The organism is Sporosarcina cascadiensis (genome assembly GCF_009650995.1).
Classification (GTDB): domain Bacteria; phylum Bacillota; class Bacilli; order Bacillales_A; family Planococcaceae; genus Sporosarcina; species Sporosarcina cascadiensis.
Window position 1 is genome coordinate 189,944 of the sequence record NZ_WHVV01000005.1, and the last position, 24,052, is coordinate 213,995.

A 24,052-nucleotide genomic window follows, 5' to 3' on the forward strand; every position below is an offset into this window, starting at 1 on the left:
GACTTCCCACGGGTCTGTAAAGGCGTCTTTTTATATTCAAAAGCGGAAAGCGCCGTTTAGCCTCGACAGGCGTTGGAGGTCTTGCCATAAAGGCGCTTTTTGCCTTTCTGGCAGGACCGAAACGACCCGAGAGGCTGGCGCTTGCAGCTGGATGATTCTAAAGCGGAGACGGCTGTCCAGCTCCGACAGGCACTGGAGGACTTAAAAGAAAGGCGCACTTTGCCTTTCCTTTAAGTCTGAAGTGACCCGAGGAGTTAGCCGTCGCAGCTGGATAATTCAAAAGCGGAAAGCGCCGTTTAGCCTCGACAGGCGTTGGAGGGCTTGCCGGAAAATGCAGGTGCCGAACGAAAACGATGAAGGGCCGCGCCAAAAACCGCTGAAATTGCTCCAAAATGACGTGGAAGCGAGCCAAAAGCAGAGGGAACCGAACCAAAACGGCGGACGGCCGCACCAAACGCAAGCGGCACCGAACCAAAACAATGATTCACCGCACCAACCACGACGAAAACAATGGCAATTCAACAATATGAGGCACAAAATTTATTGGAAGGTAATTCAGAAAGAGGTGTGGGCGTGAGCAATTTCAATAAGCACGAAACTATCATCAGTGCAGGCATTGATATTGGCACAAGCACGACGAAGCTGATTATCAGCCGGTTCTCTTTGCGGAATGTTGCGGGAGCAGCGCATGTGCCGAGAATTGAAATAACGGACAAAGAAATATTATACAAAAGCCCGGTCTTCCGAACGCCGCTGCAAGATGCGGTAACGATTAACGTAGCGGGTGTTCAGGAAATCATTCGCTCGGAATATGAGAAGGCGGGAATTCAACCTTCTCAAATTGAGACAGGCGCTGTCATTATTACGGGTGAAACGGCTACCAAGCGAAATGCCAGTGAGATGCTTCATCAGCTGTCGGACGAAGCAGGAGATTTTCTTGTGGCAACGGCGGGACCTGATTTAGAAGGCATCATTGCAGCAAAAGGTTCAGGCAGCTACGAAGAGTCAGGCAAAAAAAGCAGCCGAGTCATTGCGAATATCGATATTGGCGGGGGAACGGCAAATATTGCAGTCTACCAAAACAAACAGTTGCTTGGCACGTGCACGATGCACATCGGCGGCCGATTGATCGAGTTTGCACAAGGCAAAGTCCGAACAATCTCACCTCCCGTCGAGCAGCTGCTGAAAGATCAAGGTTACTCGCTGCAAGCCGGTGATCCGCAAAGTGCAGCGGCAGTCAAATTCGTCACGGTTTATATGGCGGAGGCGATGGCCCGTATCTTAAAAAAAGAAGTGCATGCGCAAGATCAAGTGCTGCTGCTCGGTCATGAACCCAACTGGGCAAAGCCTGTTGATACTATCGTATTCTCAGGCGGAATATCTGAATGCATGTATCGCCATTCTTCAGATGAAGAGCAGGCGGCGCAGTATGATGACATTGGAATTCAGCTTGCCGATGCATTATTGAACAATCGATCGCTGCAGCAATTCACTTGGCAGGAGCCTGTCGAAACCGTTCGTGCGACAGTGCTTGGCGCAGGTACGCAGACGACAGAAATAAGCGGAGCGACCATCCAAGTGGCGCCGCATGAACTGCCATTAAAAAATATACCGATCTATCAATATGATTTTGAAGCCGATCTGGCTGCCGGGTTATCTAATTTTGAAAAAGCGATTGAGCAAGCGGTCGCTCTATATGATTCTGCAAAAGAAGGGCAGAACTTCGCGCTGTATCTATCCAATCTGCCGTATCTCGGATTTCGTGATGTGCAGACATTGGCGAAAGCAATCGTGCAGATCATGGATCAGCGGCCCAGGCCCGAACAGCCGATCATTCTGGTTATCCAGTCGGACCACGCCAAAGTGCTTGGCCAGACATTAGCCGCGTTACAAGTGAAACAAAGTGTAATTTGCATTGATCAAATTAATGTGGAGACAGGCGATTACATCGATATAGGAAAAATATTGGCGTCGGGCGTCGTGCCCGTCGTAGTAAAAACCTTAACCTTCCACACAACGTAAAGGAGGCATCGCACGTGAATTTATCGGCTACATTAGGCGGGGAACGATACATATTCTCCGACCTGAAAGAAGTGCTTGCAAAAGCAAACGAAGAGAAGTCCGGTGACCGCCTCGCAGGAATTGCAGCGGAAACCGTGCAGGAGCGCATTGCCGCCAAAACAGTCGTCAGTGAGCTGCTGGTCAGTGATATCCGCAATAATCCATTGATTCCGATCGAAGACGATGAGGTCTCGCTGATTATTGAAAATGATATCAACGAAAGAGTCTACAGCGAAATCCAAAATTGGAGTATCGCGGAACTCCGGGAGTACATTTTAAGCAATGAAGTGGGTGACCGGGAACTGAAACGTCTCAGCCGCGGATTGACTTCTGAAGTAATCGCGGCAGTGACGAAGCTGATGTCGAATCTGGATTTAGTGCATGCGGCCAATAAAATTGAAATCCTTTCGACGTGTAATATTACGATCGGGCATAAAGGAACATTATCATCCCGCTTGCAGCCAAATCATCCGACAGACAATATCGACGGTATCATTACTTCGCTGAAAGAGGGTCTGTCCTACGGAATCGGTGATGCTGTCATCGGGATCAATCCGGTAGACGACTCCGTAGAAAGTGTAAAGCGCGTGTTGCATGCGACAAAAGATTTTATTAATGACTGGGAAATTCCCACGCAGAACTGTGTACTCGCACACGTGACGACCCAAATGAAAGCGATTGAGCAGGGAGCTCCGGCAGATATGATTTTCCAGAGTATCGCAGGAACAGAAAAGGCTCACCGTTCATTCGGAATTTCAGCAGAATTAATTGCGGAAGCAAAAGAGGTATCGCTGAAACAAGGCACGGGTACGGGTCCGCAAACATTGTATTTCGAAACAGGACAGGGATCCGAGTTATCTGCAGAGGCGCATTACGGCGTCGATCAGGTAACAATGGAAGCCCGCAACTATGGTTTCGCAAGACACTATGATCCGTTTATCGTCAACACAGTGGTCGGCTTCATTGGGCCGGAGTACTTATATAACAATAAACAGGTCATCCGCGCCGGTCTCGAAGATCATTTCATGGGCAAGCTGCACGGACTGCCGATGGGTGTGGATATTTGCTATACGAACCATATTAAAGCGGATCAAAACGATATTGAAGATTTAAGTATTTTGCTGACTGCTGCCGGCGTGAACTTCATCATTGCTGCACCAATGGGCGATGATGTCATGCTGAATTACCAGTCGATGAGCTATCATGATGTGGCGACAGTCCTTCAAACATTAGGCAAGACACCGGCACCTGAATACTTACAGTGGCTCGAAAAGATGGGGATCTATGAAAACGGCAGATTGAGCAAGCGTGCCGGAGACCTCACCATGTTCAATCGATAGGAGGTGGATGGATTTGAACGAAGAATTGATTCAGCAGATTACTAAAATGGTTGTGGAGAAACTGGAAGCGGCAAACGGCGGACAAACGGCACAGCAGCCGGCCGATGAACAAAAGGTTCAGTTGTTTTCACAGCAGCCGGCCGGTCATTTGGCAGCTGAAACACCGCAGGCTTCACCAAGCGGTGCAGTAACATTCCACAGTACAACCGGGGAAGCAAAGCCGCAGCGCAATATTGCGACTGTGAAACCGAAACCGACTACGGCATTTGGCAAACCAAAAGCTGAAGCAGAGCAGCCGAAAGAAGATCACTTGGCGGAGTATCGCAAAAAGACCCCGGCGCGAATAGGTGTCGGCCGGGCAGGATCGCGTCCTAAAACCGATACGTGGCTGAAGTTTCGTCTGGACCATGCGGCAGCTGTCGACGCGGTATTCGGAGAAGTTCCGGATAATTTGCTTGAAGGTTTAGGGTTATTCCAAGTCCAGTCCAAAGTGGCGGATAAGGAAGAATATATCCGGCGCCCTGACCTTGGACGAAAGCTTTCCGATGAAGCGAAAACAACGATACAAGAGCGCTGCAAAAAATCTCCGGTTGTTCAGATTGTTGCGTCCAACGGTCTGAGTGCAAAAGCGATCGAGGAAAACTTGGAAGACGTCTACTTATCACTTCAGCAGTCTCTCAATAACTTGAATATCGAAATGGGTACCACGTTTTATGTCGATAAAGGCAGAGTGGCCGTGATGGATGATATCGGTGAATTGCTGAAACCGGATGTTGTGGTTATGTTGATCGGCGAACGTCCGGGACTCGTTTCGGCGGAATCACTCAGTGCGTATCTTTGCTATCAGCCGAGACACGGTACGATTGAGGCGGATCGCATGGTTATCTCCAATATTCACAAAGGTGGAATTCCGCCTGTTGAAGCTGGTGCATTTCTTGGTACGGTTATACAGAAAATCTTGAAATATGAAGCAAGCGGCGTAAAGCTTGTTCAAAAAGAAGGATAAGGAGGAGATGGACGTATGAAGATCTTTGCGGATATTCTGTCAATGCAAGTCATCCCGAACGTCAGTCCAGAACTCGCTGAAAAGTTTCAGCTGAAGCCTTATCAGCGCAGCTTAGGCTTAGTGACCACTACGATTGATGACGTAGGATATACGGCAGTAGATGCAGCTACCAAACATACTGATGTGGAAGTCGTCTACGCAAAAAGTTTCTACGCAGGCGCTGCACATTCATCCGGTCCGTTGTCAGGCGAGTTCATTGGAATAATCGCCGGACCTTCTCCGGATGAAGTGAAAAGCGGTCTGGATTCCATTCGGATCACCATCGAGAATGAAGCTTATTTCGAAGCGATCAATGGAAATCCTGATCATGCATTTTATGCACATACCATCTCGAGCAGCGGCAGCTACCTGGCGGAAATGGCAGGCATACCGGTGGGTCAATCACTGGCTTACTTGATCGCACCGCCTGCCGAAGCAATTATTGGCCTGGACGCTGCTTTGAAAGCAGCAGATGTCACGCTATGCGAATTGTACGCGCCTCCCTCCGAAACAAACTTCGGCGGCGGCCTGCTGACAGGAACGCAATCTTCCTGCCAGGCAGCAGCAGATGCGTTCAGAGAAGCTGTACAGAATATGGCGAATGAACCGCTGAGCTATTGACTGCAGAAGTAACTAGAAAGGAGTGTTTGAACTTGGTTCAATTAGTAGATAACGATTTATTGGCCCTGCAGCAAATGCGCACGGCCGTTCAAACAGCAAAAGAAGCACAAGAAAAATTCATGAGCTATACCCAGCAGCAAGTCGATAAAATCGTCAAAGCCGTTGCGGATGCAGCTTTCGCGCAATCCGGCCGTCTTGCCCAGCTGGCTGTAGACGAAACGGGCATGGGGGTAGCGGCTCACAAGAAAATCAAGAACGAAGTCGGCTCCCGTGATGTATATGAAAGCATTAAAGATCTTAAAACGGTCGGTATCATCAAAGAAGACCATTTGAATAAAGTTGTGGAAATTGCTGCTCCATTTGGTGTGGTCGCAGCCATTATACCGACAACGAATCCAACTTCCACTGCATTCTTCAAGACACTAATTTCATTGAAAACACGCAATGCGATTGTTGTCAGCCCTCACCCGTATGCAGTGAAATGTACGCAGGAGGCACTCCAAGTCTGTGACGCAGCAGCAGTTGCAGCGGGCGCGCCTGAAGGTTTGATTCAATGTCTGACGCTTGCTTCGATGGAAGCGACGCAGCAGTTGATGTCCCACAAAGATATCAATCTGATTGTAGCGACAGGCGGCGGTGCACTCGTGAAAGCGGCGTACAGCTCAGGAAAACCGGCTTACGGCGTAGGCCCCGGTAATGTACCCGTTTATATCGAGCGTTCTGCAAAAATTGAGAAGGCGGTAAAAGACATTATCGATAGCAAGTCCTTCGATTACGGTACGATCTGTGCAACGGAGCAGGCAATTGTGGTAGATAAGCATGTGGTCGATCTGGTCACACGTGAGCTGAAGAAAAACGGTGCCTATATCTTATCGGATGAAGAAAAGAAGATCATGGAAGGTGTTATTTCACCGGTTCCAGGTAAAGTCAATCCGAAAGTGGTCGGCAAGAGTCCGCAGTTCATTGCGCAGCTTGCTGGAATTTCAATTCCGGAAGGCACACGCGTAATTATTGGCTTGGAAACGGAAGTCGGCAAGAATGTTCCGTTTTCATTGGAAAAGTTATCACCGATTTTTGCAATGTATACGGTGGACGGCGTGAAGCACGCGAAGAAGGTATGTCTTGACCTACTGAACCTCGGCGGACGCGGACACAGCTTGTCGCTTCATACTGAAATCGATGCAGTGGCGCGTGAGTTTGCGATGGAAATGCCGGTATCACGTATTTTGGTCAATACGATGTCTTCGATTGGAGCAGTTGGCGGAACGACGGGCTTGATGCCGTCATTCACATTGGGCTGCGGTACATTCGGCGGCAACATTACATCCGACAACGTGACAGCGAAACATTTACTGAACATTAAACGGATGGCTTACGGCACGAAAGATGTCCAGCTGCCGAAGCATTCCGAGCCGGTGTCTCAATCAAATGAACAGCTCGTATCCAGTGTGATGAACAATGTATCATCTTCGACAAACAGCAATATCGATCCGGCATTAGTACAAAACTTAGTCAGTGAAATTGTTAAACAACTTACAAAATAAAACAATATTAGGAGGAAACAATTATGAACAGAGAAGGTACAGCATTAGGAATGGTAGAAACTAAAGGGTTAATCGGTGCAATTGAAGCAGCAGACGCAATGGTAAAAGCAGCAAGCGTAAACTTAGTCGGTAAAGTACATGTCGGCGGCGGAATCGTAACGGTACTAGTACGCGGTGATGTAGGCGCAGTGAAAGCAGCAACTGACGCAGGCGCAGCATCTGCACAGCGTGTCGGCGAATTGCTTTCTGTACACGTAATCCCTAGACCGCATAACGAATTAGAAATGATCTTGCCAAAAAGCGAATAATTACTTCGAACGCAGTAGAAAGGCGTGAACTAAATGAATCAGCAATTGATTGAACAAATTGTCGGAGAAATCCTCGGGCAGTTAGGTAAAGAATCTACTCAATTGCCGGAACGAGCGGTTCCCATTGCGGTTTCCGCCCGTCACGTACATTTACAGCCTGATCATGTGGAAGTACTATTTGGCGCAGGGTATGAATTGACGCAGCGGTCCGAGCTTTCACAGCCGGGCCAATTCGCCGCCAATGAAACGGTGATGATTGCGGGACCTAAAAGCAGTATTGAACGCGTACGGATTTTAGGGCCTGTCCGAAAAGCGACTCAAGTCGAGGTCAGCTTTACGGATGCCATGAAACTTGGCGTTAAGCCTCCACTTCGGGAATCCGGCAATATTGAAGGATCTGCTCCCATTACGTTGATCGGACCAAAGGGCAGCGTGCATATTGAGCAAGGTCTCATTATCGCGCAGTCGCATATCCATATGGCTCCCTCGGATGCAGCACGTTTCGGCGTGCAGGACGGGGAGTATATAACAGTGGAAGCAGATGGTATCCGGCCGATTTCATTCCGCAATGTCCGCATTCGGGTGAATGAACGCTATCGTCTGGAAATGCATATCGATACAGATGAAGCGAATGCCGGGTTTATTACACAGGGAACAATCGGACGTCTCGTCAAGCTGAATGAAACGGCAGAATCGGTACGCACTCAACCGGCAGCAGTTCAGAGTGCTCCTTCTGCTCCAGTAAAAGCAGCTGCTCCGCAGTCGTTTGAATTTACCAAAAAGCTGCTGTCCACTGAAGACCTTGCGTCAATTTCAGAGGATGAAATTGTGATCACAAAAGGTACGATTGTCACAGCGCTTGCGAAAGATACAGCACGGGAACTCGGTAAAACGATAACCATCAGAAAGTAGAAAAAGGTGATTACGCATGAGAATGGGCAGAGTGATCGGTAATGTGTGGGCAACCCGCAAAGAAGATGGGCTGGCAGGTCTTAAGCTATTGATTGTCCAGCCGATTGATGCACACGGCAACAGTATACAAAGCCATATGGTCGCAGCAGATCGGATTGGGGCGGGAATTGGTGACGAGGTGCTCATTACGAGCGGCGGTTCTTCACGCTTTATTTTGCCGAAAGAAAACCCGATTCCCATTGACGCGGTCATTATTGGCATTATTGATTCAACAGAAGTGAAGAGAGGTGATCTACATGAGTCAAGCGATCGGAATGATTGAAACAAAAGGGTTAATTGGATCAATTGAAGCAGCAGATGCTATGGTGAAAGCCTCGAATGTGGAGTTGGTTTCACAGGAGATGGTTGACGGCGGAATTGTAACGGTCATCGTTCAAGGTGACGTCGGGGCAGTTCAAGCAGCAGTTGACGCCGGCCGTGACGCAGCTGCACGAGTGGGCGAATTGCTCGGTGCGCATGTAATCCCGCGTCCGGATGATTCAGTGTATGAAATGGTGAAGCCGCCTGAGCCGGTTATGCCTGAAGTAAAGAAGCCGGCAGAAGTAAAGGCAAAAGCGCCGAAGAAAGACTGACTTGGTGAGTTGCGGTGGCATCGATGCAAGCGAAAGATCGGCTGCCGCACCAAAGTGACTGTACACCGAACCAAACCGGGATCAGTGCGAGCGAAAGTCTGGTGGAGGCGAGCGAAACATTCATTGGAACGCACCAAAACTGCGTTCCTCCGCACCAAAATCAAATCTCAACGCACCAAACCAATAAAAAACATCCAATCTATATAGAAAGGAGTTGTTTCCATGGCTTTCAAAAGACATAAAATTGCGGTCATCGGAGCAGGTCACACAGGTTCGACTGTTGCGTTGATGGCAGCCCAGAAAGAACTCGGCGACATCGTCTTAGTCGATATCCCGGATCTCTCCAACCCGACCAAAGGGAAAGCGCTGGATCTCCTTCAAACGAGTCCTGTCCAGCAGTTCAACTCCCGTATTACGGGTACATCGAATTATGAAGACATACAAGATGCTGCCATGGTCATCATTACCGCAGGTGTTGCGAGAAAACCAGGCATGAGCCGGGATGATCTCGTTGCGACCAATGCGAAAATCATGCAATCCGTTTCTGAACAGGTGAAACGCTATGCACCGGACAGCACGGTGCTGATTTTGAGTAATCCGGTCGATGCGATGACGTATGTTTGTTATAAGACGACGGGCTTCCCGAAAAACCGGGTGATCGGCCAATCCGGCGTACTCGATACGGCACGCTTCAACGCGTTCGTATCAGAAGAACTGAACATTTCAATTGAGGATATTTCAGGCTTCGTTTTAGGCGGGCATGGTGACGATATGGTTCCGCTTGTCCGGTATTCTTATGCCGGCGGAATTCCGCTGGATAAAATCATCCCGGAAGACCGGCTGGAAGCGATTGTCGAGCGCACCCGAAAAGGCGGCGGCGAAATTGTGTCATTATTAGGAAACGGCAGTGCGTATTATGCACCTGCAGCAGCACTGGTTGAAATGGCGGAAGCGATCATCAAAGATAAAAAAAGAATTCTGCCGTCCATCGCTTATTTGGAAGGCGAATACGGTTATCAGAACATTTATCTGGGCGTTCCGACTGTCCTTGGAGGAAACGGAATTGAAAGTGTTATTGAGCTTCCATTGACGAACGATGAACAAAAAGCGCTCGATCAGTCGGCAAATTCTGTGAAGGCAGTTATTGAAATTTGCGAACGACAAATGGCGTAATGACTTGACCACAGCGATCTCTCTAAGTCTCAGTAAAGACTTAGGGAGATATTTTTGCATAATGACTAGGTCTTTTTGCAGAAGAATTATAAATAAGTATCAGGAACTAAAAAATATTAGGAGGTAACAAATAGGTGTCAAAATTCAGAAGTATTGCTTGGAAGCTATCAGGAATTATCATAGGACTATTTTTACTTTTATTCGTTATCTACACAATCAGCACAAGTACAATCTTATATAATCAAAGCATGTCGGACTCCGAGGAATTTGCAGTTGAAAACACCCAATTAAACGCCAAAAAATTGAGCGAGCGATTTAATAAAACGAATGAAATGCTGCATACGACCAAGCACATTTTTGAGACACTGCAGTCACAAGGAAACCTCTCAACAGATGAAATCATTTCAATCATTCAAAATAACTTGGAAAAAAATATGGATGCAACCGGAATGGCAGCTATTTTTGAAAAAGGTTCTGTCAAGCTGGACGATCAAACTAATAAAAACCTGGTCGATCCAACAAAACGTTTCATTCCGTATTTATATAAAGAAGGAAGCAGCATCAATGTAGAAGCGCTCAGTGAGTATGATACGCCTGGTGAAGGTGATTGGTATTTAACTCCGAAAGCAGAGAAACGCGCGGTCATGACGGAACCATATGAATACAATGCAGGCGGCCAAACTGTACTGATGACGACATTATCCGTGCCGTTAGTTAGCGCAAATGATGAATTTTTTGGTGTGCTGACGACGGACATATCCATTGATTTCTTAAATGAACTGGTTAAAGACATCGAACCGGAAGGCGGCTATGCTTCTATTATTACGGACGCGGGCAGTCTGACGGCCAATAGCCTGAAGGATGAGATGAACGGTACAAATATGGCGCAGGCCATCAATTGGGAGCCTGTTAAACAGCAAATCAATAATTTAGAAACAAGCACCCTGTATGTAGATTCAAAATCATTGAAAGAAGAAGCATTTAATACATTTGCACCCATCGTACTGGATCAAATCGATGAAAAATGGTCTGTGCAAACGGTGGTTCCCAAAACAAAAATCCTGGAAACATTCAATGCGATTTTATGGCTTACAATTATTGCAGCAGTCGTGATGGTCATCTTGATGACTGTAGTCACAGCAGGCTTCATCTTCAAACAGCTGAAGCCGTTATCTTCCTTGCAGCAATCGATAGAGGCGGCGGCAAAAGGTGACATGACGCAAAGTGTGGAAGAAAAGTTAATTCGTAATGATGAAATCGGAGCTGTTTCGAAGGCCTATAATAATATGATTGATCAAACCAATCATGCCATTTATTCGGTACGCGATGCAGCTGCCCGTTTAAACGAATCATCTGCTCATGTCCATCAGGCATTTGAAGAAATTGTAGCGGCGAGCGAAGAAGTTTCATTGGCTACAACAGAAATCGCACACGGGGCATCCAAGCAATCCGAGGACACAGAAGAAACAAGCAACCGCATGGCTGAATTGGCGGACCAAATTAATGCATTATCCGACTTGTCAGGAAATATGGATGAACTGTCTAAACAAACCGTTTCTTCTACTGAGACAGGTATGTATGAAGTGAAAAAGCTTCGTGAGCATAATATATCGGCTAACGAAATGACAGAAAAGGTCCAGTTGCAGATGGAAACCCTATCGAATAAAATCGGTGCCATCAATCAGGTCATCACGTCCATTCATGATATCACCGCGCAGACGAACCTCCTTGCATTAAATGCGAGCATCGAAGCTGCAAGAGCGGGTGAGCACGGTAAAGGGTTCGCCGTCGTCGCGGAGGAAGTTCGAAATCTGGCCGAACAGTCACAGAAAGAAACAAGCGTTATTTCAGAGATTGTAAAAGAAATCGTAGCAGAATCAAAGCAAACGACAGAAGTGATTACAGCGAATATGCAGGTGATGGAAGAGCAAAACCAATCTGTCACAAGCACAGAAGTCTCATTCACACAAAACGTGGAATTGACCAATCAAATGCGCCAGGCCATCATGGAACTGGCAGCTGAGCTGGAAGAAATGCTTGTACACAAAGATCAGGCAATGCTTGCGATTCAGAGTGTTTCAGCAGTATCTGAAGAAACAGCAGCTTCTGCTGAACAAGTGAGTGCATCGTCTGAAGCACAGCAGAGTGAAGTAGAGCGTGTGGCGGAATCGACCAACCGAATGAAAGAAATTGCAGGTGAATTGCAGGATGTAGTCGGCCGGTTCCGATTAGAATAGTATGAATGAACGCAGAAAACCTTCTTCCGCCAATCTTTTTGGCAGAAGAAGGTTTTTTCATATAGGCAGTATATGTGTATGAATTTATCTAATTTAGTAACTAAGCTTGAAATTTTCTATTGCGCAATTGAATATATTTATAGTATAATGTTCTGAATAGGAAGAATTGAAAATCATGCACACTAATATTTCCGGAGTAGAAGAAAGAGAAATTCCTTATACCTTTATCAGAATATGTAAGCGCTTCCAAATGACCTTGTGAGAGGGATACTTTTTTCAGGTCGGCGCATATAGTAAAAATACAAGGATAGGTTTCTAAATTCTCTGTTCGGGCATATACTGTGCAAACATTAAAAATCAGGAGGTCATTTCTATGAAAAACAATACCTATCAAAACAATTCAGCACTGCCGGAGCAAAATGAGCAATTCTATTTAATCACAGGATACTCGGAGAATGGCTTTATCCATGGGATTACATGGGAAGAAGCTTATGTACAAGGATTGGCGGAGTGCGGCTGTCTATGCGAACAACAACTAATGTAACCGGCGAAGAAAATTCGATACAGGGTGCCTGACAGGAAACAATTGTGATGAAGTCCACACTTGTTTTGTGCATAGGCACCCTGTTTTGTTATGCCGTTAGTCTTTTGATGCTGCATCTTTCTTATCTTGTAACTTTATCCACTTTTGAGAGTCTAAGTGGGAAAGGGGGCTTACGATATGAAAAAAAGTCGATTGTTAATCAGTTTGATCTTAGTATTATTCAGTTTACTGGGATGCCAGCAGAATGAGCAGACGGAGGAAAAGCAGGGAACACCGCTTTTAGGGGAAGTGACAAATCAAGCAGAAGTGACCGAAGATGATTTTGTCTACCGGTTAGTTTCCGAAAAACAACAGTATCAAGTTAGCGAGCCGATAAAATTATATGCAGAATTAGAATATACAGGTGATCAAGATGAAGTAGAAATCACCCATGCCACTTCGCCGTTTTATTTTCCTATTACTGAAACAACAAGAGAATACGATATTGAATACTCTATGGATATGCCTTTAGAGCGAACCATGCTGAAAAAAGGGGAATCGCTTCGTATGGATTATGAATCCAGCGGCAGTTTTCTGGACAGGGATACTGAAGAATATAAAACGTTTATGAAACAAGTCATGAACGGCCACTTTCCTGCGGGTCAATATGTTGTTGACGGTAATGCCGACTTTAATTTAATTGGAACCGAAGAAAAAAAGTATCAAATAGAGGCGCCGGTGAAATTTCAGGTTGCTGGTGGAATCAAAAAATTCAGCTTATCCAAGTCGAAAGGTTTCGGTCAAGTGAATGGGGATATTTATGCAGAAATAGATGACGAAGAATCAGCTGAATTGATCCAGACTGCAATTTTGAATGCTGTGAAACAACCTGGCATAGTCGATACGGCGGCTTCTGATTATGATATGAAAGTGTCCTATGAAGACGGCGGAACGCAGGGATATCATTTGTGGATTGGTGAAAAGGGACAGAAGAGTACAATTATGCGGGTTGATGACACACATAGGATTTATACTGTTTCAAAAGAGATGACGGAGCTGTTGTTTGAGATTGTTAACAAATAGCTATTTCTTTCATCCGTCACAAATCATACTCTACCACCTTCGCCTTCATCCGTGGTAAAATAGAACAAACCAAATAAATGAGTTTGCACGATGCGCCGGTACCTATCAAGGTATAAAAGGGAATTCGGAAATCGAAGCTGTCCCCGCAACTGTACACACGGACGACCGCCAGAAACAGCCACTATGGAGACATGGGAAGGCTTGGCGGAAGGATGAAGTGAAGCCAGGAGACCTGCCGCGCATCGTCAAAGCGACACTTTCTTCGGGGGTTGAGAGGTGGAGGCAAAAAAGTCTCTGATCATCATGCGGCTTGCATGGTTACTTTAGAGTTGCTTATTTTTGTTTCCTCATTCACAACTATTGCAATCATACTGCCGAAGAGGCGGAATGATTGTTTTTTGTTGTTTACGAAAGGAGACGGCGAGATGAAGGTATTGGAACAAACAGAAGAGCGGCCGCATGAACGCGCGCTGCTGACTATTTTATACAAACAAGCAGAACAATTGCGCAAAAAACCGGCATACGAAGGATTTCACCATACCGTGCGAAAGCTGCTGGAAGCCGGGTTATACGGCAGCTGGGTCAATCATTATTCTGCCAATGAAATTAAATGGCTGGGCCTGCAAATTGTACCTGAACGCGATCAGCTTCTTTGCATCAGACAGCTCCGTCAATATATGAATGAATTTGTCACATGCAATCATTATGATTGGCCAATGGGACTCCCGCAAGAACGGCTGATGCTCATTGCGATGGCTGCCATGCAGCAGGAAACCGTCCAGCGTCTGCAAAAAGTCAGGGAAGCTTATTGGGTATTGAGCAAGGGATATGTGACGCTGCCGGATGAGGTGATGGCATTTCTCGGCAAGACATTCAGCCAGCGTCAGTCTGCAAGCGTGCCGCATTTGTTGGATTTGCTGGATATACGAATTCAATCGTATTTATCCAGCAGAGTAAAGGAGAAGCATATCCGTATACCCCATACATTTATGGAACAAGTGAAGGCGTGCGGTTCCTGGCTGGTATTTAATATGGAAGAAGTCCGGCGCGAGATGAATTGTTCTCTTCACGATGTCGACAGTGAGGCATTTCATCAGGCTGTTGCGAATCCTGCCATTACGCATAAAAAACTATCGGCTATCGGCCTGATGAAACAGCTGCTGGCCAGTGACGGTGTTGTTTTTCATTTTGAGGAAGATAGTCAGTCTGATATCGGAAGATTAGGTTCTTCTATTCAACTGCCGCGTGTGATGAACGGCAATACTTTGGCGCAGGTTTGTGCCATACAGGTCCGTTTACTGAACGGTATATTGGATTTTTGGGAGAGAAAAGATCGCAGGCGGGAAGTGCGTATAGAAGTGGCCGGCTGGGAAGAACTGCTGGCGGGCCAACGAATTGGACTGCATTCCGAACAGGCTGTGTCCTTTATAGAACGGCTGTCTGAAGAGATAAATCTGCACGTAATCAAAGCTTCATTGCAATTGGCGAAAGAGAAAGGACCCTATCCGCAATTTGAAGGCTCGTGCTGGCAGGATGGAAGCTATTTTGAACAGCGGCATTATACTTCTGAAGCGTGGCAGGAAATCAGCAATGAAATCAAGCAGTACGGCATTCGAAACGGCAAGTTGCGAAAAGCTTCGGATACTGTGAATTTGTCAGAACATCCCCCGACTAAGCACCGACAGCTATCGATGATTAACCGGCTCGCTGCACAGCAGCAACATACGGAGATTGGCGGTTCCATCACATTGGAAAAGTCTCCATTACTGGAAACGGCGGAATTATTACAGCTGCTGATGAAGGCTTGGAGCAGCGGGATAGAAGAAGTAAGGATTATTTAAAAGGGATCTGCGTAAGGCTCTGTTCTTGATAACTTGTCTTGTGCGTATTGCGAGAATCATGCTGCAGTTTGACCCCTCTTCGGCGCTTAGGGGTCGCCTTCTACTGTGAGCATACTGGCGAAAAGCATGGCTTTCTGCCAAAGAAGCTTGGCGGATGATCATAGTACCCGCTCAATCGCTCATAGTCCAGCCTCATCCACTCATAGACATCGGCTGTATGATCATTCGGCTCAGCTACGTGATCATACAGCATACCGGCATGATCATTGAACCGATCTCCGCGCTCATAGCCGCTCTGCAGTTATGCCTCTGCGGTTGTTAGGAATATATATTAAACATTCCGCTTAGACTTCTCAACAAACAGAAAACCACCCCGACGGGTGGTTTTCTGTTATTGCCATTAATCTCGATCCCAAAAGCGTTGCTGTGCTACGGCAGCCACAAATTCTTCTCCGAAATTTGTATTTCCTGAAGCAAATACGACTCCTGCCATATTGCTTTCGTTGGACTTCTCCAGGAATGCCTGGCCTGAAGAAGCTACACCGATCGGTTTATAATGAGTGTAGGCTACGCGCAGATAGTCTGCAATTTCGTAATCAAATCTGCTTTGATTTTTATGCGTTCCGCCTACGATATAAATAGAGTCCAGCAAATAGGGGCTAGTCGTGATAAATGTCTCGTTGACTTTTAGCTTGGTTCCGTCATCACCGGTAACAGTGCCCAGTGTGTCGCTGACAATCACAACAAAGACTCCATACTTCTTCAGTGTTTCAAGCGCACCTGAAACTTCATTCGCAGGGAAGCCGTCACCGACCAATACGCCGACTTTCATAGAGTACGCATATTTCGGCGTATTTGCCTGGCTGAGGGAAGGGTAGCTGGTCGTAACCTGCACAGGCGTTCCGCTAGGCCGGTCCACGCCGATATTGTCCGCTATCGTATTCGCTAATTCTCTGTCTACATTTATCAGCATATCGACGTTTTGCTGACGCACCGACTTGCTTTTTACGCTGCCGAGCTGATAGCTGAAACCGTCAATTGTATGCTGTTTCTCAACAGGTGTCAGACTGTTCCAGAAAATTCTTGGCTGCGTGAAGAAATCGTCGAACGACTTGCTTCGTGCCCGGATCGCATGGCCGTCTATTTTCTTCGGATACGATTCATAGCCGCCTTCTTCCGGCGGAGTCGTGTACGGAGTATTATTAGCCAGTGAGTTTTGATGGTAGTTGACTTGGTCGGTATCAATCCGATATCTCATAGCGCCCCGTCTTGTATTGTTATGGAACGGGCAGATTGGCCGGTTGATCGGCAAGTCCTGGAAGTTTGCGCTGCCAAGTCTGTGATATTGGGTGCTCTGGTAGGCGATCAAGCGGCCCTGCAGAACCGGGTCATTGGAGAAGTCGATTCCCGGAACTACATTTGCAGGGTTGAACGCCACTTGCTCCAACTCAGCAAATTCATTATCGACGTTCCGGTTCAATGTCATCTTGCCGATCAGCTTAACCGGAATCAATTCTTCCGGCCAGAATTTAGCCGGGTCCAGAATATCAAAATCAAATTTGAACTCGTCTTCCATCGCAACCAGCTGAACGCCCAGCTCATATTCTGCATAAGCTCCGCGGTCAATCGCTTCCCTCAAATCACGGCGGTGGTAATCCGGATCAATTCCGCCAATTTTTTGCGCCTCATCCATCAGCAGCGAATGCACGCCGAGCACAGGCTTCCAGACAAACCGGACAAAAGTGGCCACTCCTTCTTCATTGACCAGAAGATACGTATTGATCGAAAAGGATTCAATCATCCGATAACTTCTCACGATGCCCCGATCCGACATAATCCACATGACCATGTGAAGGGACTCCTGATTATTCGCGACATAATCCCAAAAATTATCATGTGCACCGGCAGCTGTCGGGATTCCGGTGCGGGGTTCAGGTTTGTAAGCGTGAATCATGTCCGGGAACTTCATGGCATCCTGATTGATCAATACAGGCATGGCAATGGTAGTCAGATCATAATTTCCTTCCTCCGTGTAAAACTTCACTCCTTTACAGCGCAAATCCCTTGCCGTATCTTTAGAACCCTTACTCCCTTGCACAGTAGAGAAGCGGACGAATACCGGCGTCTTTTTGCCGGGCTCCTGTAAAAAGCATGCTTTGGTGAACTGACTCATCGACTCATAGCATTCAAACTCTCCATGTGCGCCGTACCCTCTCGCATGCACGATTCTTTCAGGTATTTCCTCATGAAGGAAGTGGGTCATTTTTTCAAAATATTCATAGTCCTGACGAAGTGACGGACCGCGTACACCGGCTGTCAGCTGCTCCGAGTCATTAGACAGTTTCTTTGACTGGTTGGTTGTTAACGGCTTTCCTGTATTTTGAACACGGAATTCCTCCAGTTGCTCGTTTTTACTGTTGCCATCGTTTTCACGGTTATTTCCTGAGTGTGATTTATCCATACACACGCACCTTTCCTGAGTAAAGTTTCCGATCGTTATCATACTATGCGCGCTAATCAGCAATATTCATTGTATGGATGTAAGATATTGTGAAGCACGTTGCATTTCCTTCCCGCCCCCTATTGAGATGAAAACTGAAGTGGCGTAAGATAACACTAACTAGCAGTTTTCATCAGAGGTGAAGCGGATGTTCCAATTTGATACATTAGGACAAGAGATGGTGAAAGAGATATCGAATTTGATTCAGCAGCAGGTGATTTTAACAGACCGCCGCGGCTTTATTCAGGCGAGCACAGACGCTGCCCGGATCAATCAATTCCATGAAGGTGCATTGTTGAGCATTCGACAGAAAGAAATGCTCTATATGGATGATGACGAAGTAGAGCGATTGCGCGGTGTGCGTAAAGGGATCGCGCTGCCGATTATTATTGACGATGAACCGATTGCTGCACTCGGCATTACCGGTGAACCTGAGACAATCAGGCCGCAAGCACAGCTGATTTTACGTGTTGCAGAACTATTCATTCAAGATTCCATGAAGCGAAAGCAAAAAGATGAAAAGGTACGGGATTTGGAGTTCTTCGTGTTTGACTGGCTGACGGGAATGAAGAAAGACGAGCGATTTGGAGAGAGGGGCACACTGCTCGGAATTGACGTGACACAGTATCGGCAAGTAGCGGTCATTGAAGTGATTGATTTATTGGAACAGTTCTCGATTGAGGAAATAGACATATTTACATCGATTCAAAACATCCACAAATCCATGAAAATGATACGCTGGGCGCAGAACAAGATTTTGCTGCTGCTGCCTGAAATGAATCAGGAAACTCTCGCCCATGAATTAAATTTCTTGCTGCTTCATATGAAACGGCGTAAAAAGGTCCAAGTCGTTGCGGGGATCGGAGCACCGACAGATTACTTTGACCTGGCTAAATCATTTGGACAGGCGGAGCGCGCAGTCAGTGCTTCGAAAAGATCGGGTGAAATCGTATTTGAGCATGAGCTGCGTCTTGAAATTATATTACAGAGCATCCCGGTAGCGGCACGAGCTGATTTTCTGAGCCGGACTATTGCGCCGCTTATGAAAGAAGAAGAGCTGCTGCATAACCTGAAAGTCTGGTTTTCGGAAAACCAATCCATGCAAAATACCGCGCAGCGTTTGCATATCCATAAGAACACGCTGTCCTACCGCCTGCAGAAAATCGAGCAGTTAACGGGGTTATCTGTATCAAGTACACACGATGTGTTTCTGCTTTACTTGGCGTTGTCACTGCTGGACGAGCAGATGAATAAGTGAACAGTGCTTCGCTTCCTATAATGGAATCGGAGTTTTTCTTAATTGAATGGGAAAACAAATCATTTTCTAAAATCCTGCGTCCTATTCATGGCAGGCTTACCCTGTGTCTTATCCCAAGAGTGTCAGGAGGATTTATTTTGAATAAAATCAGAAACGCTACAACTATGCAATGGATGATATTTTCGATCCTGGCACTTTGCTGTATTACTACACTTATTTTTGTCAATCACAATTATTCATTTTATGACCGTCCGATCGCTGAGGTGGTCGATACGACAATGGAAGAGGCAATAGATGTAACAGATCTGCACGGCAATGAAGACACGCTGTTTATTCAGAACATCACAGCAGTGTTAAAAAACAGCGAAGAAAAAGGCCAACAGATCCATTTGAATAATAAATATTCCACTTCGGGTGCGTATGATCAGCAATACCGTATAGGAAACGAACTTTTTGTTTCCATTGATTCGAAGACTGACGGGGATCTGGCAGGTACCATTACGGATGTGAAGCGTGATAAATATGTGCTCGTTGTTGCCTGGATTTTTATCTTTACCTTAATACTTGTCGGGCATAAGCAAGGCCTGCTGGCGATCGCCAGTTTTGTGATCAATGTGTTGCTGCTGTCTTTCGCACTGGATATCTACGTGAATTACTCAAACGTCAGTCTGCTGTTGGTCTGCGGAATATGTATCCTGTTATTTACCGCGATATCGCTTCTTCTCGTCAGCGGGTTTAATGAAAAAACATATGCGGCAATTGCAGCGACGCTCATCGCAACAGCTGCATCGCTGTCTGTGACTGCCCTTGTCATCTGGCTTACTTCCGGAAATGGTCTGCGTTATGAGGAAATGCAGTTTTTGACGCGTCCTTACCATACCGTGTTCATGGCGGGACTGTTCATTGGGTCGCTCGGTGCCATTATGGACGTGGCGATTACTATGTCCTCGTCGATTTTTGCCTTATATGAAAGAGACCGTGATATCTCAATAAAAGCACTGAGAGCATCGGGTATAGGAATTGGTAAAGATATTATGGGGACCATCACGAGTATTTTGTTCTTTGCCTATATCAGCGGCTCGATTCCAATGCTGATTCTTTATTTGAAAAATGCTTCTCCAGTCGGATTTGCACTTTCGATGAATTTGTCACTGGAGCTGGCACGCGCATTGGCGGGTGGAATCGGCATCGTGCTGACGATTCCAATCGGTCTGTACACGGCTATATTCTTCATCGAGCGAAAGAGGGCGAGAGTATGAATGCACTAGTATGGCTCGCAGGAATTTTACTCGTATTAATGGTAATCGTTGGCGGAAAGAGTGGGGCACGGTCTTTCTTTTCGCTGTTCTTGAATTTTGGCGTAATCTTTTTTACGATGTTTTTCATGCTCGATCCATCTGCCAATCCCATTCTGATCACGTTCATTGCCAGCACGCTGATCGGATGTATCAGTCTTTTCTATATTAATGAAGTAAACAGCAAAACGACGATTGCTTTTATTTCGACGATGATCACTATTGTGATAGTACTTTCTTTCATTGTTTTTGTTTCACAGAAACTGATGATACAGGGGTTTGGTGAGGAAGAGGAAGAGGCGATTGCGGGGCTGTCGCTCTATATCGGCGTGAACTTCATGAAAATCGGAGCTTCTGTCATTATTATGAGTACGATTGGTGCCATTATGGATGTAGCGATCTCGATTGCGTCCACCATGCATGAAGTGTGTAGGCATAATCCTGCAATCAGCAGGAAGGAATTGTTCAAAACAGGTATCAGCATCGGCCGTGATATTCTGGGAACAGATACGAATACACTGTTCTTCGCCTTTTTTGGAGGCTATCTAGCTCTGCTGATTTGGTTCAAGGATCTGGAGTATTCAATTGGAGAAATTATCAATTCTAAAATATTCAGTTCTGAAATGATTTTGATTCTTTGTGCAGGAATGGGCATCGCACTGGTGATACCGATAGCTTCGTGGATTAATGCAAATTATTTAGTCAGAAGAAGAGAAAAGTCATAGGAGAAACAGCGGGATAATCATTCAGCTGCTTCTCTTTTTTTTACTCAAATATGTAAGCGCTTACCAATATATTAGTATAATAGCGTACAATTTAGTACTAAATACATAGCAATTTGTTTGTGTGAACAACTAAACGAAAAAATTCGACAGGTAATCTTGTGTACTTGTCTATATGAATAAAATAGTTAGACTATTAGAATTAGACTAATTAATCAAACGCTTAGAAAGGAGGAGCTGGATGGACACACAAATACTGAAGCGGTTAGTCGCGATTACTGGAGAGGCACATGCGAAAACGACAGTTGCACAGAAGCTTGCGTATTCCTATGACGCAACAGCCAACTTTCAGGCGATGCCGGATATTGTGCTGTCACCTTCTTCCATTGAAGATATACAGGAAATCGTCAAAGTCTGTGCGGAGTTTCAAGTGCCGATTGTCCCTAGAGGATCCGGGACAAATTTGGCGGCCGGTACGACGCCGACATCCGGTGGAGTGGTCTTGCTTTTCAATCGGATGAACAGAATTTTGGAGCTGGATGAAGAAAATTTAACTATTACTGTCGAACCCGGTGTTATCACCCAGACCATCAATGAAAAGGTCGCGGCGAGCGGTCTGTTTTATCCGCCTGACCCGAGCTCAATGAGTATATCGACAATCGGCGGCAATGTCAGCGAGAACTCCGGCGGCCTGCGTGGTCTGAAATACGGCGTGACGCGGGATTATGTCAAAGCATTGAAGGTCGTCATGCCGACAGGTGAAGTGATAACGACGGGCGGCAAATTGGCGAAAGACGTGGCGGGCTATGATCTGACCAGTCTGTATGTAGGATCAGAAGGGACGCTTGGAGTCATTGCGGAAATCACGCTCGGTTTGATTCCGGAACCAGAGACGAAGAAAACCTTGCTCGCTTATTATAATGATCTGGAAGAAGCGGCGGAGACGGTCTCTTCCATTATCGCTGCGAAGATTGTGCCGGCTACTCTTGAGTTTTTGGATAAAGGCACGATTCAGGCAGTGGAAGATTTCATGCATATCGGCTTGCCGACTGATTGTGAAGCGATGCTGCTGATAGAGCAGGACGGTGATGAGGCGGTAGTTGATAAAGACATGGCGCTCGTGCATCAGCTCTGTATGGAGCATGGTGCCACCTCCGTCCAAATGGCAAAGTCAGCAGAAGAAGCGGCCCAGCTCAGTATCGCAAGGCGTGTGGCATTATCAGCATTGGCGCGTCTGCGGCCGACGACCATTCTGGAAGATGCGACGGTACCGCGGTCGGAAATTGCCAAGATGGTGAAGACCATTCAAAATATTGCTGTCAAATACAATCTGCTGATCTGTACATTCGGACATGCGGGAGATGGAAATCTTCATCCCACGATTTTGACAGATGAACGTGATCCGGAAGAAATGGAACGTGTGGAAGCGGCATTCGCCGAGATTTTCGACCGTGCCATTCAACTCGGCGGCACTATTACTGGAGAACACGGGGTAGGCGAAATGAAATCTCCTTATTTGGAGTGGAAGATCGGGCCTGAAGGAATCGCTGTCATGAAGAGTATTAAGCAGGCGATCGATCCGCTCAATATTATGAACCCGGGAAAGATGTTTGCGAAGGATATGAAGAAAAGGATTGTGGTGCAGCATGAGTAACGCTCAACCAGAAGCCATCCGGCAGGCGTTCGTTACGCACGTAGATGAAAATCGGCTGATGGACTGCATGCGCTGCGGGTTCTGTTTACCTGCCTGCCCCACATATATTCATTCAGGTTATGACGAAACCCAGTCACCGCGGGGACGCATCGCCTTAATGAAAGCAGTGAGAGACGGCGTGGTGGAATGGGACGGATCAATTGAAGAATCATTTGATCTATGTCTCGGCTGCCGTGCATGTGAACCCGCCTGTCCCGCCGGCGTGCAGTATGGAACATTGATTGAAGAGACACGAGACGCAATTGTTTCGGCAAAACAGCTGTCAGTGACAGAGAAGGCCATCCGTAAAGGTGCATTTGACCATCTATTCGCTGATCAGAAGCGGATGAAGCAGGCAGTCGGACTTGTACGGTTCTATCAGAAATCCGGCCTGCAGAAAGTGGTCAGGAAAGTCGGCTTTCTGGACTTGTTCCCGCCGGTTATGCGGGATATGGAAAAAGTCTTGCCGGATCCGCCGAAGCGCCGGAATGTGCTGATTCATTTGGAAGCGAAGAAAACGAAGGTAGCGTTCTTCACCGGCTGTCTGATGGATACGATGTTTCAGGAAACGAATCGCAACACGATTGATCTGCTGGAATATCTCGGCTGTGAAATCGTCATCCCGAAAAACCAGCAATGCTGCGGTGCGCTGCAGGGGCACAGCGGCGAGATGGACCGCGCAACCCGCAATGCCAAAGCGAATTTAGAAGCATTCGATGCCGAAAATGTAGACTTCATCGTCAACAACGCAGGCGGATGCGGTGCATTTCTGGCAGAATATGACCGTTTATTCGAACAGGACGCAGCACTTTCAGCAAAAGCGAAAGAGTTTGTTGAAAAGCAGACCGACATCTCTTCACTGCTCGTACAGCTGGGCATCGTGGAGAAACTCGCTGCACGTCCGGGTTCTGACATAAAAGAATTGATTACTTATCAGGATTCCTGTCACCTGCGCAACGTCAATGGCGTGATCAATGAACCTAGAGAGATCCTGCGCGCCATGAACGATGCGGTATTCGTGGAACTGCCCGGTGCCCGCCTATGCTGCGGATCCGCCGGTATCTATAACTTGCTGCAGCCCGAAATGGCCATGACCATTCTGGACGCCAAGATGGAAGAGGTGCAAGACATACAGGCAACCGTCATCGTAACCACCAACCCGGGCTGTCTGCTGCAAATGAAAGTAGGTGTAGAAAGGGAGGGACTCTCACAAACATCAAGAGCTGTTCACATCGTTGATTTGATTCATGAAAAGTTATTCTGA

At 46.7% G+C, this 24,052-nt stretch carries 20 protein-coding genes and 1 riboswitch; of the genes, 19 read left to right on the plus strand and 1 reads right to left on the minus strand.

The window, feature by feature from the left end; all coding sequences use genetic code 11:
* Nucleotides 1-573: 573 nt before the first annotated feature.
* The 14 genes from GDZ68_RS07655 to GDZ68_RS07720 all read left to right on the plus strand — a co-directional run bounded on the left by GDZ68_RS07655 (nucleotide 574) and on the right by GDZ68_RS07720 (nucleotide 15,320).
* Nucleotides 574-2,022: an ethanolamine ammonia-lyase reactivating factor EutA gene (locus tag GDZ68_RS07655; RefSeq protein ID WP_153721681.1), complete on the plus strand. Its 1,449-nt coding sequence runs from the start codon at nucleotides 574-576 to the stop codon at nucleotides 2,020-2,022.
* 14 nt (nucleotides 2,023-2,036) lie between these two features.
* A complete protein-coding gene (locus GDZ68_RS07660; RefSeq protein ID WP_153721682.1) occupies nucleotides 2,037-3,401 on the plus strand; it encodes an ethanolamine ammonia-lyase subunit EutB in 1,365 nt (454 codons plus the stop codon).
* 7 nt (nucleotides 3,402-3,408) lie between these two features.
* On the plus strand, nucleotides 3,409-4,407 hold the full coding sequence (gene eutC, locus GDZ68_RS07665; RefSeq protein WP_376776784.1) for an ethanolamine ammonia-lyase subunit EutC: 999 nt from the start codon (nucleotides 3,409-3,411) through the stop codon (nucleotides 4,405-4,407).
* 15 nt (nucleotides 4,408-4,422) lie between these two features.
* Nucleotides 4,423-5,067, plus strand: coding sequence for an ethanolamine utilization microcompartment protein EutL (gene eutL, locus GDZ68_RS07670; RefSeq protein WP_153721684.1), 645 nt, complete (start codon nucleotides 4,423-4,425; stop codon nucleotides 5,065-5,067).
* Between the two features lie 74 nt (nucleotides 5,068-5,141).
* On the plus strand, nucleotides 5,142-6,611 hold the full coding sequence (locus tag GDZ68_RS07675) for an aldehyde dehydrogenase family protein (protein WP_194841095.1): 1,470 nt from the start codon (nucleotides 5,142-5,144) through the stop codon (nucleotides 6,609-6,611).
* A gap of 23 nt (nucleotides 6,612-6,634) precedes the next feature.
* The gene (locus GDZ68_RS07680; protein ID WP_009499205.1) at nucleotides 6,635-6,919 is read left to right on the plus strand and encodes a BMC domain-containing protein; all 285 of its coding nucleotides are present in this window, start codon (nucleotides 6,635-6,637) and stop codon (nucleotides 6,917-6,919) included.
* Between the two features lie 33 nt (nucleotides 6,920-6,952).
* The gene (pduL, locus tag GDZ68_RS07685) at nucleotides 6,953-7,831 is read left to right on the plus strand and encodes a phosphate propanoyltransferase (protein WP_153721686.1); all 879 of its coding nucleotides are present in this window, start codon (nucleotides 6,953-6,955) and stop codon (nucleotides 7,829-7,831) included.
* Nucleotides 7,832-7,847: 16 nt separating this feature from the next.
* A complete protein-coding gene (locus GDZ68_RS07690) occupies nucleotides 7,848-8,153 on the plus strand; it encodes a EutN/CcmL family microcompartment protein (protein ID WP_153721687.1) in 306 nt (101 codons plus the stop codon).
* Nucleotides 8,128-8,463, plus strand: coding sequence for a BMC domain-containing protein (locus tag GDZ68_RS07695; RefSeq protein WP_153721688.1), 336 nt, complete (start codon nucleotides 8,128-8,130; stop codon nucleotides 8,461-8,463). Before GDZ68_RS07690 ends, GDZ68_RS07695 begins: the two co-directional genes overlap by 26 nt.
* 222 nt (nucleotides 8,464-8,685) lie before the next feature.
* On the plus strand, nucleotides 8,686-9,636 hold the full coding sequence (gene mdh, locus GDZ68_RS07700; RefSeq protein ID WP_153721689.1) for a malate dehydrogenase: 951 nt from the start codon (nucleotides 8,686-8,688) through the stop codon (nucleotides 9,634-9,636).
* 134 nt (nucleotides 9,637-9,770) lie between these two features.
* A complete protein-coding gene (locus GDZ68_RS07705) occupies nucleotides 9,771-11,873 on the plus strand; it encodes a methyl-accepting chemotaxis protein (protein WP_153721690.1) in 2,103 nt (700 codons plus the stop codon).
* A gap of 373 nt (nucleotides 11,874-12,246) precedes the next feature.
* Nucleotides 12,247-12,417 carry a hypothetical protein gene (locus GDZ68_RS07710; protein WP_153721691.1) on the plus strand — a complete coding sequence of 57 codons (171 nt, stop codon included), beginning with the start codon at nucleotides 12,247-12,249 and terminating at the stop codon, nucleotides 12,415-12,417.
* Nucleotides 12,418-12,594: 177 nt separating this feature from the next.
* Nucleotides 12,595-13,479, plus strand: a complete 885-nt coding sequence (locus GDZ68_RS07715) for a hypothetical protein (RefSeq protein WP_153721692.1) — start codon at nucleotides 12,595-12,597, stop codon at nucleotides 13,477-13,479.
* Nucleotides 13,480-13,557: 78 nt separating this feature from the next.
* Nucleotides 13,558-13,733, plus strand: a riboswitch (cobalamin riboswitch).
* Nucleotides 13,734-13,904: 171 nt separating this feature from the next.
* Nucleotides 13,905-15,320, plus strand: coding sequence for a ribonucleoside-diphosphate reductase subunit alpha (locus GDZ68_RS07720; RefSeq protein ID WP_194841092.1), 1,416 nt, complete (start codon nucleotides 13,905-13,907; stop codon nucleotides 15,318-15,320).
* Nucleotides 15,321-15,720: 400 nt separating this feature from the next.
* On the opposite strand, the gene GDZ68_RS07725 is transcribed toward GDZ68_RS07720, so the two are convergent.
* Entirely contained in the window at nucleotides 15,721-17,781 is a 2,061-nt protein-coding gene (locus GDZ68_RS07725) for a catalase (protein ID WP_153721694.1), read from the minus strand.
* A gap of 187 nt (nucleotides 17,782-17,968) precedes the next feature.
* Between GDZ68_RS07725 and GDZ68_RS07730 the strand changes: the two genes are divergently transcribed.
* The 5 genes from GDZ68_RS07730 (at nucleotide 17,969) to GDZ68_RS07750 (ending at nucleotide 24,052) form a co-directional block, all read left to right on the plus strand.
* Nucleotides 17,969-19,078 (plus strand): CdaR family transcriptional regulator, encoded by a 1,110-nt coding sequence (locus tag GDZ68_RS07730; RefSeq protein WP_153721695.1) that lies wholly within the window; start codon nucleotides 17,969-17,971, stop codon nucleotides 19,076-19,078.
* A gap of 164 nt (nucleotides 19,079-19,242) precedes the next feature.
* Nucleotides 19,243-20,337, plus strand: coding sequence for a YibE/F family protein (locus GDZ68_RS07735; RefSeq protein WP_153721734.1), 1,095 nt, complete (start codon nucleotides 19,243-19,245; stop codon nucleotides 20,335-20,337).
* Nucleotides 20,334-21,098, plus strand: coding sequence for a YibE/F family protein (locus tag GDZ68_RS07740; RefSeq protein ID WP_153721696.1), 765 nt, complete (start codon nucleotides 20,334-20,336; stop codon nucleotides 21,096-21,098). The genes GDZ68_RS07735 and GDZ68_RS07740 overlap by 4 nt, the downstream gene beginning before the upstream one ends.
* Before the next feature lie 238 nt (nucleotides 21,099-21,336).
* The gene (locus tag GDZ68_RS07745) at nucleotides 21,337-22,749 is read left to right on the plus strand and encodes an FAD-binding oxidoreductase (protein ID WP_153721697.1); all 1,413 of its coding nucleotides are present in this window, start codon (nucleotides 21,337-21,339) and stop codon (nucleotides 22,747-22,749) included.
* Entirely contained in the window at nucleotides 22,742-24,052 is a 1,311-nt protein-coding gene (locus GDZ68_RS07750; protein ID WP_153721698.1) for a (Fe-S)-binding protein, read from the plus strand. The genes GDZ68_RS07745 and GDZ68_RS07750 overlap by 8 nt, the downstream gene beginning before the upstream one ends.

What these genes read in the sequence shown, in the direction of transcription:
- GDZ68_RS07745 (WP_153721697.1), top strand. Translation starts at nt 21,337, where the DNA reads ATGGACACACAAATACTGAAGCGGTTAGTCGCGATTACTGGAGAGGCA.
- GDZ68_RS07680 (WP_009499205.1), top strand. Translation starts at nt 6,635, where the DNA reads ATGAACAGAGAAGGTACAGCATTAGGAATGGTAGAAACTAAAGGGTTA.
- GDZ68_RS07740 (WP_153721696.1), top strand. Translation starts at nt 20,334, where the DNA reads ATGAATGCACTAGTATGGCTCGCAGGAATTTTACTCGTATTAATGGTA.
- GDZ68_RS07725 (WP_153721694.1), bottom strand. Translation starts at nt 17,781, where the DNA reads ATGGATAAATCACACTCAGGAAATAACCGTGAAAACGATGGCAACAGT.
- GDZ68_RS07695 (WP_153721688.1), top strand. Translation starts at nt 8,128, where the DNA reads ATGAGTCAAGCGATCGGAATGATTGAAACAAAAGGGTTAATTGGATCA.
- mdh (WP_153721689.1), top strand. Translation starts at nt 8,686, where the DNA reads ATGGCTTTCAAAAGACATAAAATTGCGGTCATCGGAGCAGGTCACACA.
- GDZ68_RS07690 (WP_153721687.1), top strand. Translation starts at nt 7,848, where the DNA reads ATGAGAATGGGCAGAGTGATCGGTAATGTGTGGGCAACCCGCAAAGAA.
- GDZ68_RS07720 (WP_194841092.1), top strand. Translation starts at nt 13,905, where the DNA reads ATGAAGGTATTGGAACAAACAGAAGAGCGGCCGCATGAACGCGCGCTG.
- GDZ68_RS07715 (WP_153721692.1), top strand. Translation starts at nt 12,595, where the DNA reads ATGAAAAAAAGTCGATTGTTAATCAGTTTGATCTTAGTATTATTCAGT.
- GDZ68_RS07750 (WP_153721698.1), top strand. Translation starts at nt 22,742, where the DNA reads ATGAGTAACGCTCAACCAGAAGCCATCCGGCAGGCGTTCGTTACGCAC.
- pduL (WP_153721686.1), top strand. Translation starts at nt 6,953, where the DNA reads ATGAATCAGCAATTGATTGAACAAATTGTCGGAGAAATCCTCGGGCAG.
- eutC (WP_376776784.1), top strand. Translation starts at nt 3,409, where the DNA reads ATGGATTTGAACGAAGAATTGATTCAGCAGATTACTAAAATGGTTGTG.
- GDZ68_RS07710 (WP_153721691.1), top strand. Translation starts at nt 12,247, where the DNA reads ATGAAAAACAATACCTATCAAAACAATTCAGCACTGCCGGAGCAAAAT.
- GDZ68_RS07735 (WP_153721734.1), top strand. Translation starts at nt 19,243, where the DNA reads ATGCAATGGATGATATTTTCGATCCTGGCACTTTGCTGTATTACTACA.
- GDZ68_RS07730 (WP_153721695.1), top strand. Translation starts at nt 17,969, where the DNA reads ATGTTCCAATTTGATACATTAGGACAAGAGATGGTGAAAGAGATATCG.
- GDZ68_RS07675 (WP_194841095.1), top strand. Translation starts at nt 5,142, where the DNA reads ATGCGCACGGCCGTTCAAACAGCAAAAGAAGCACAAGAAAAATTCATG.
- eutL (WP_153721684.1), top strand. Translation starts at nt 4,423, where the DNA reads ATGAAGATCTTTGCGGATATTCTGTCAATGCAAGTCATCCCGAACGTC.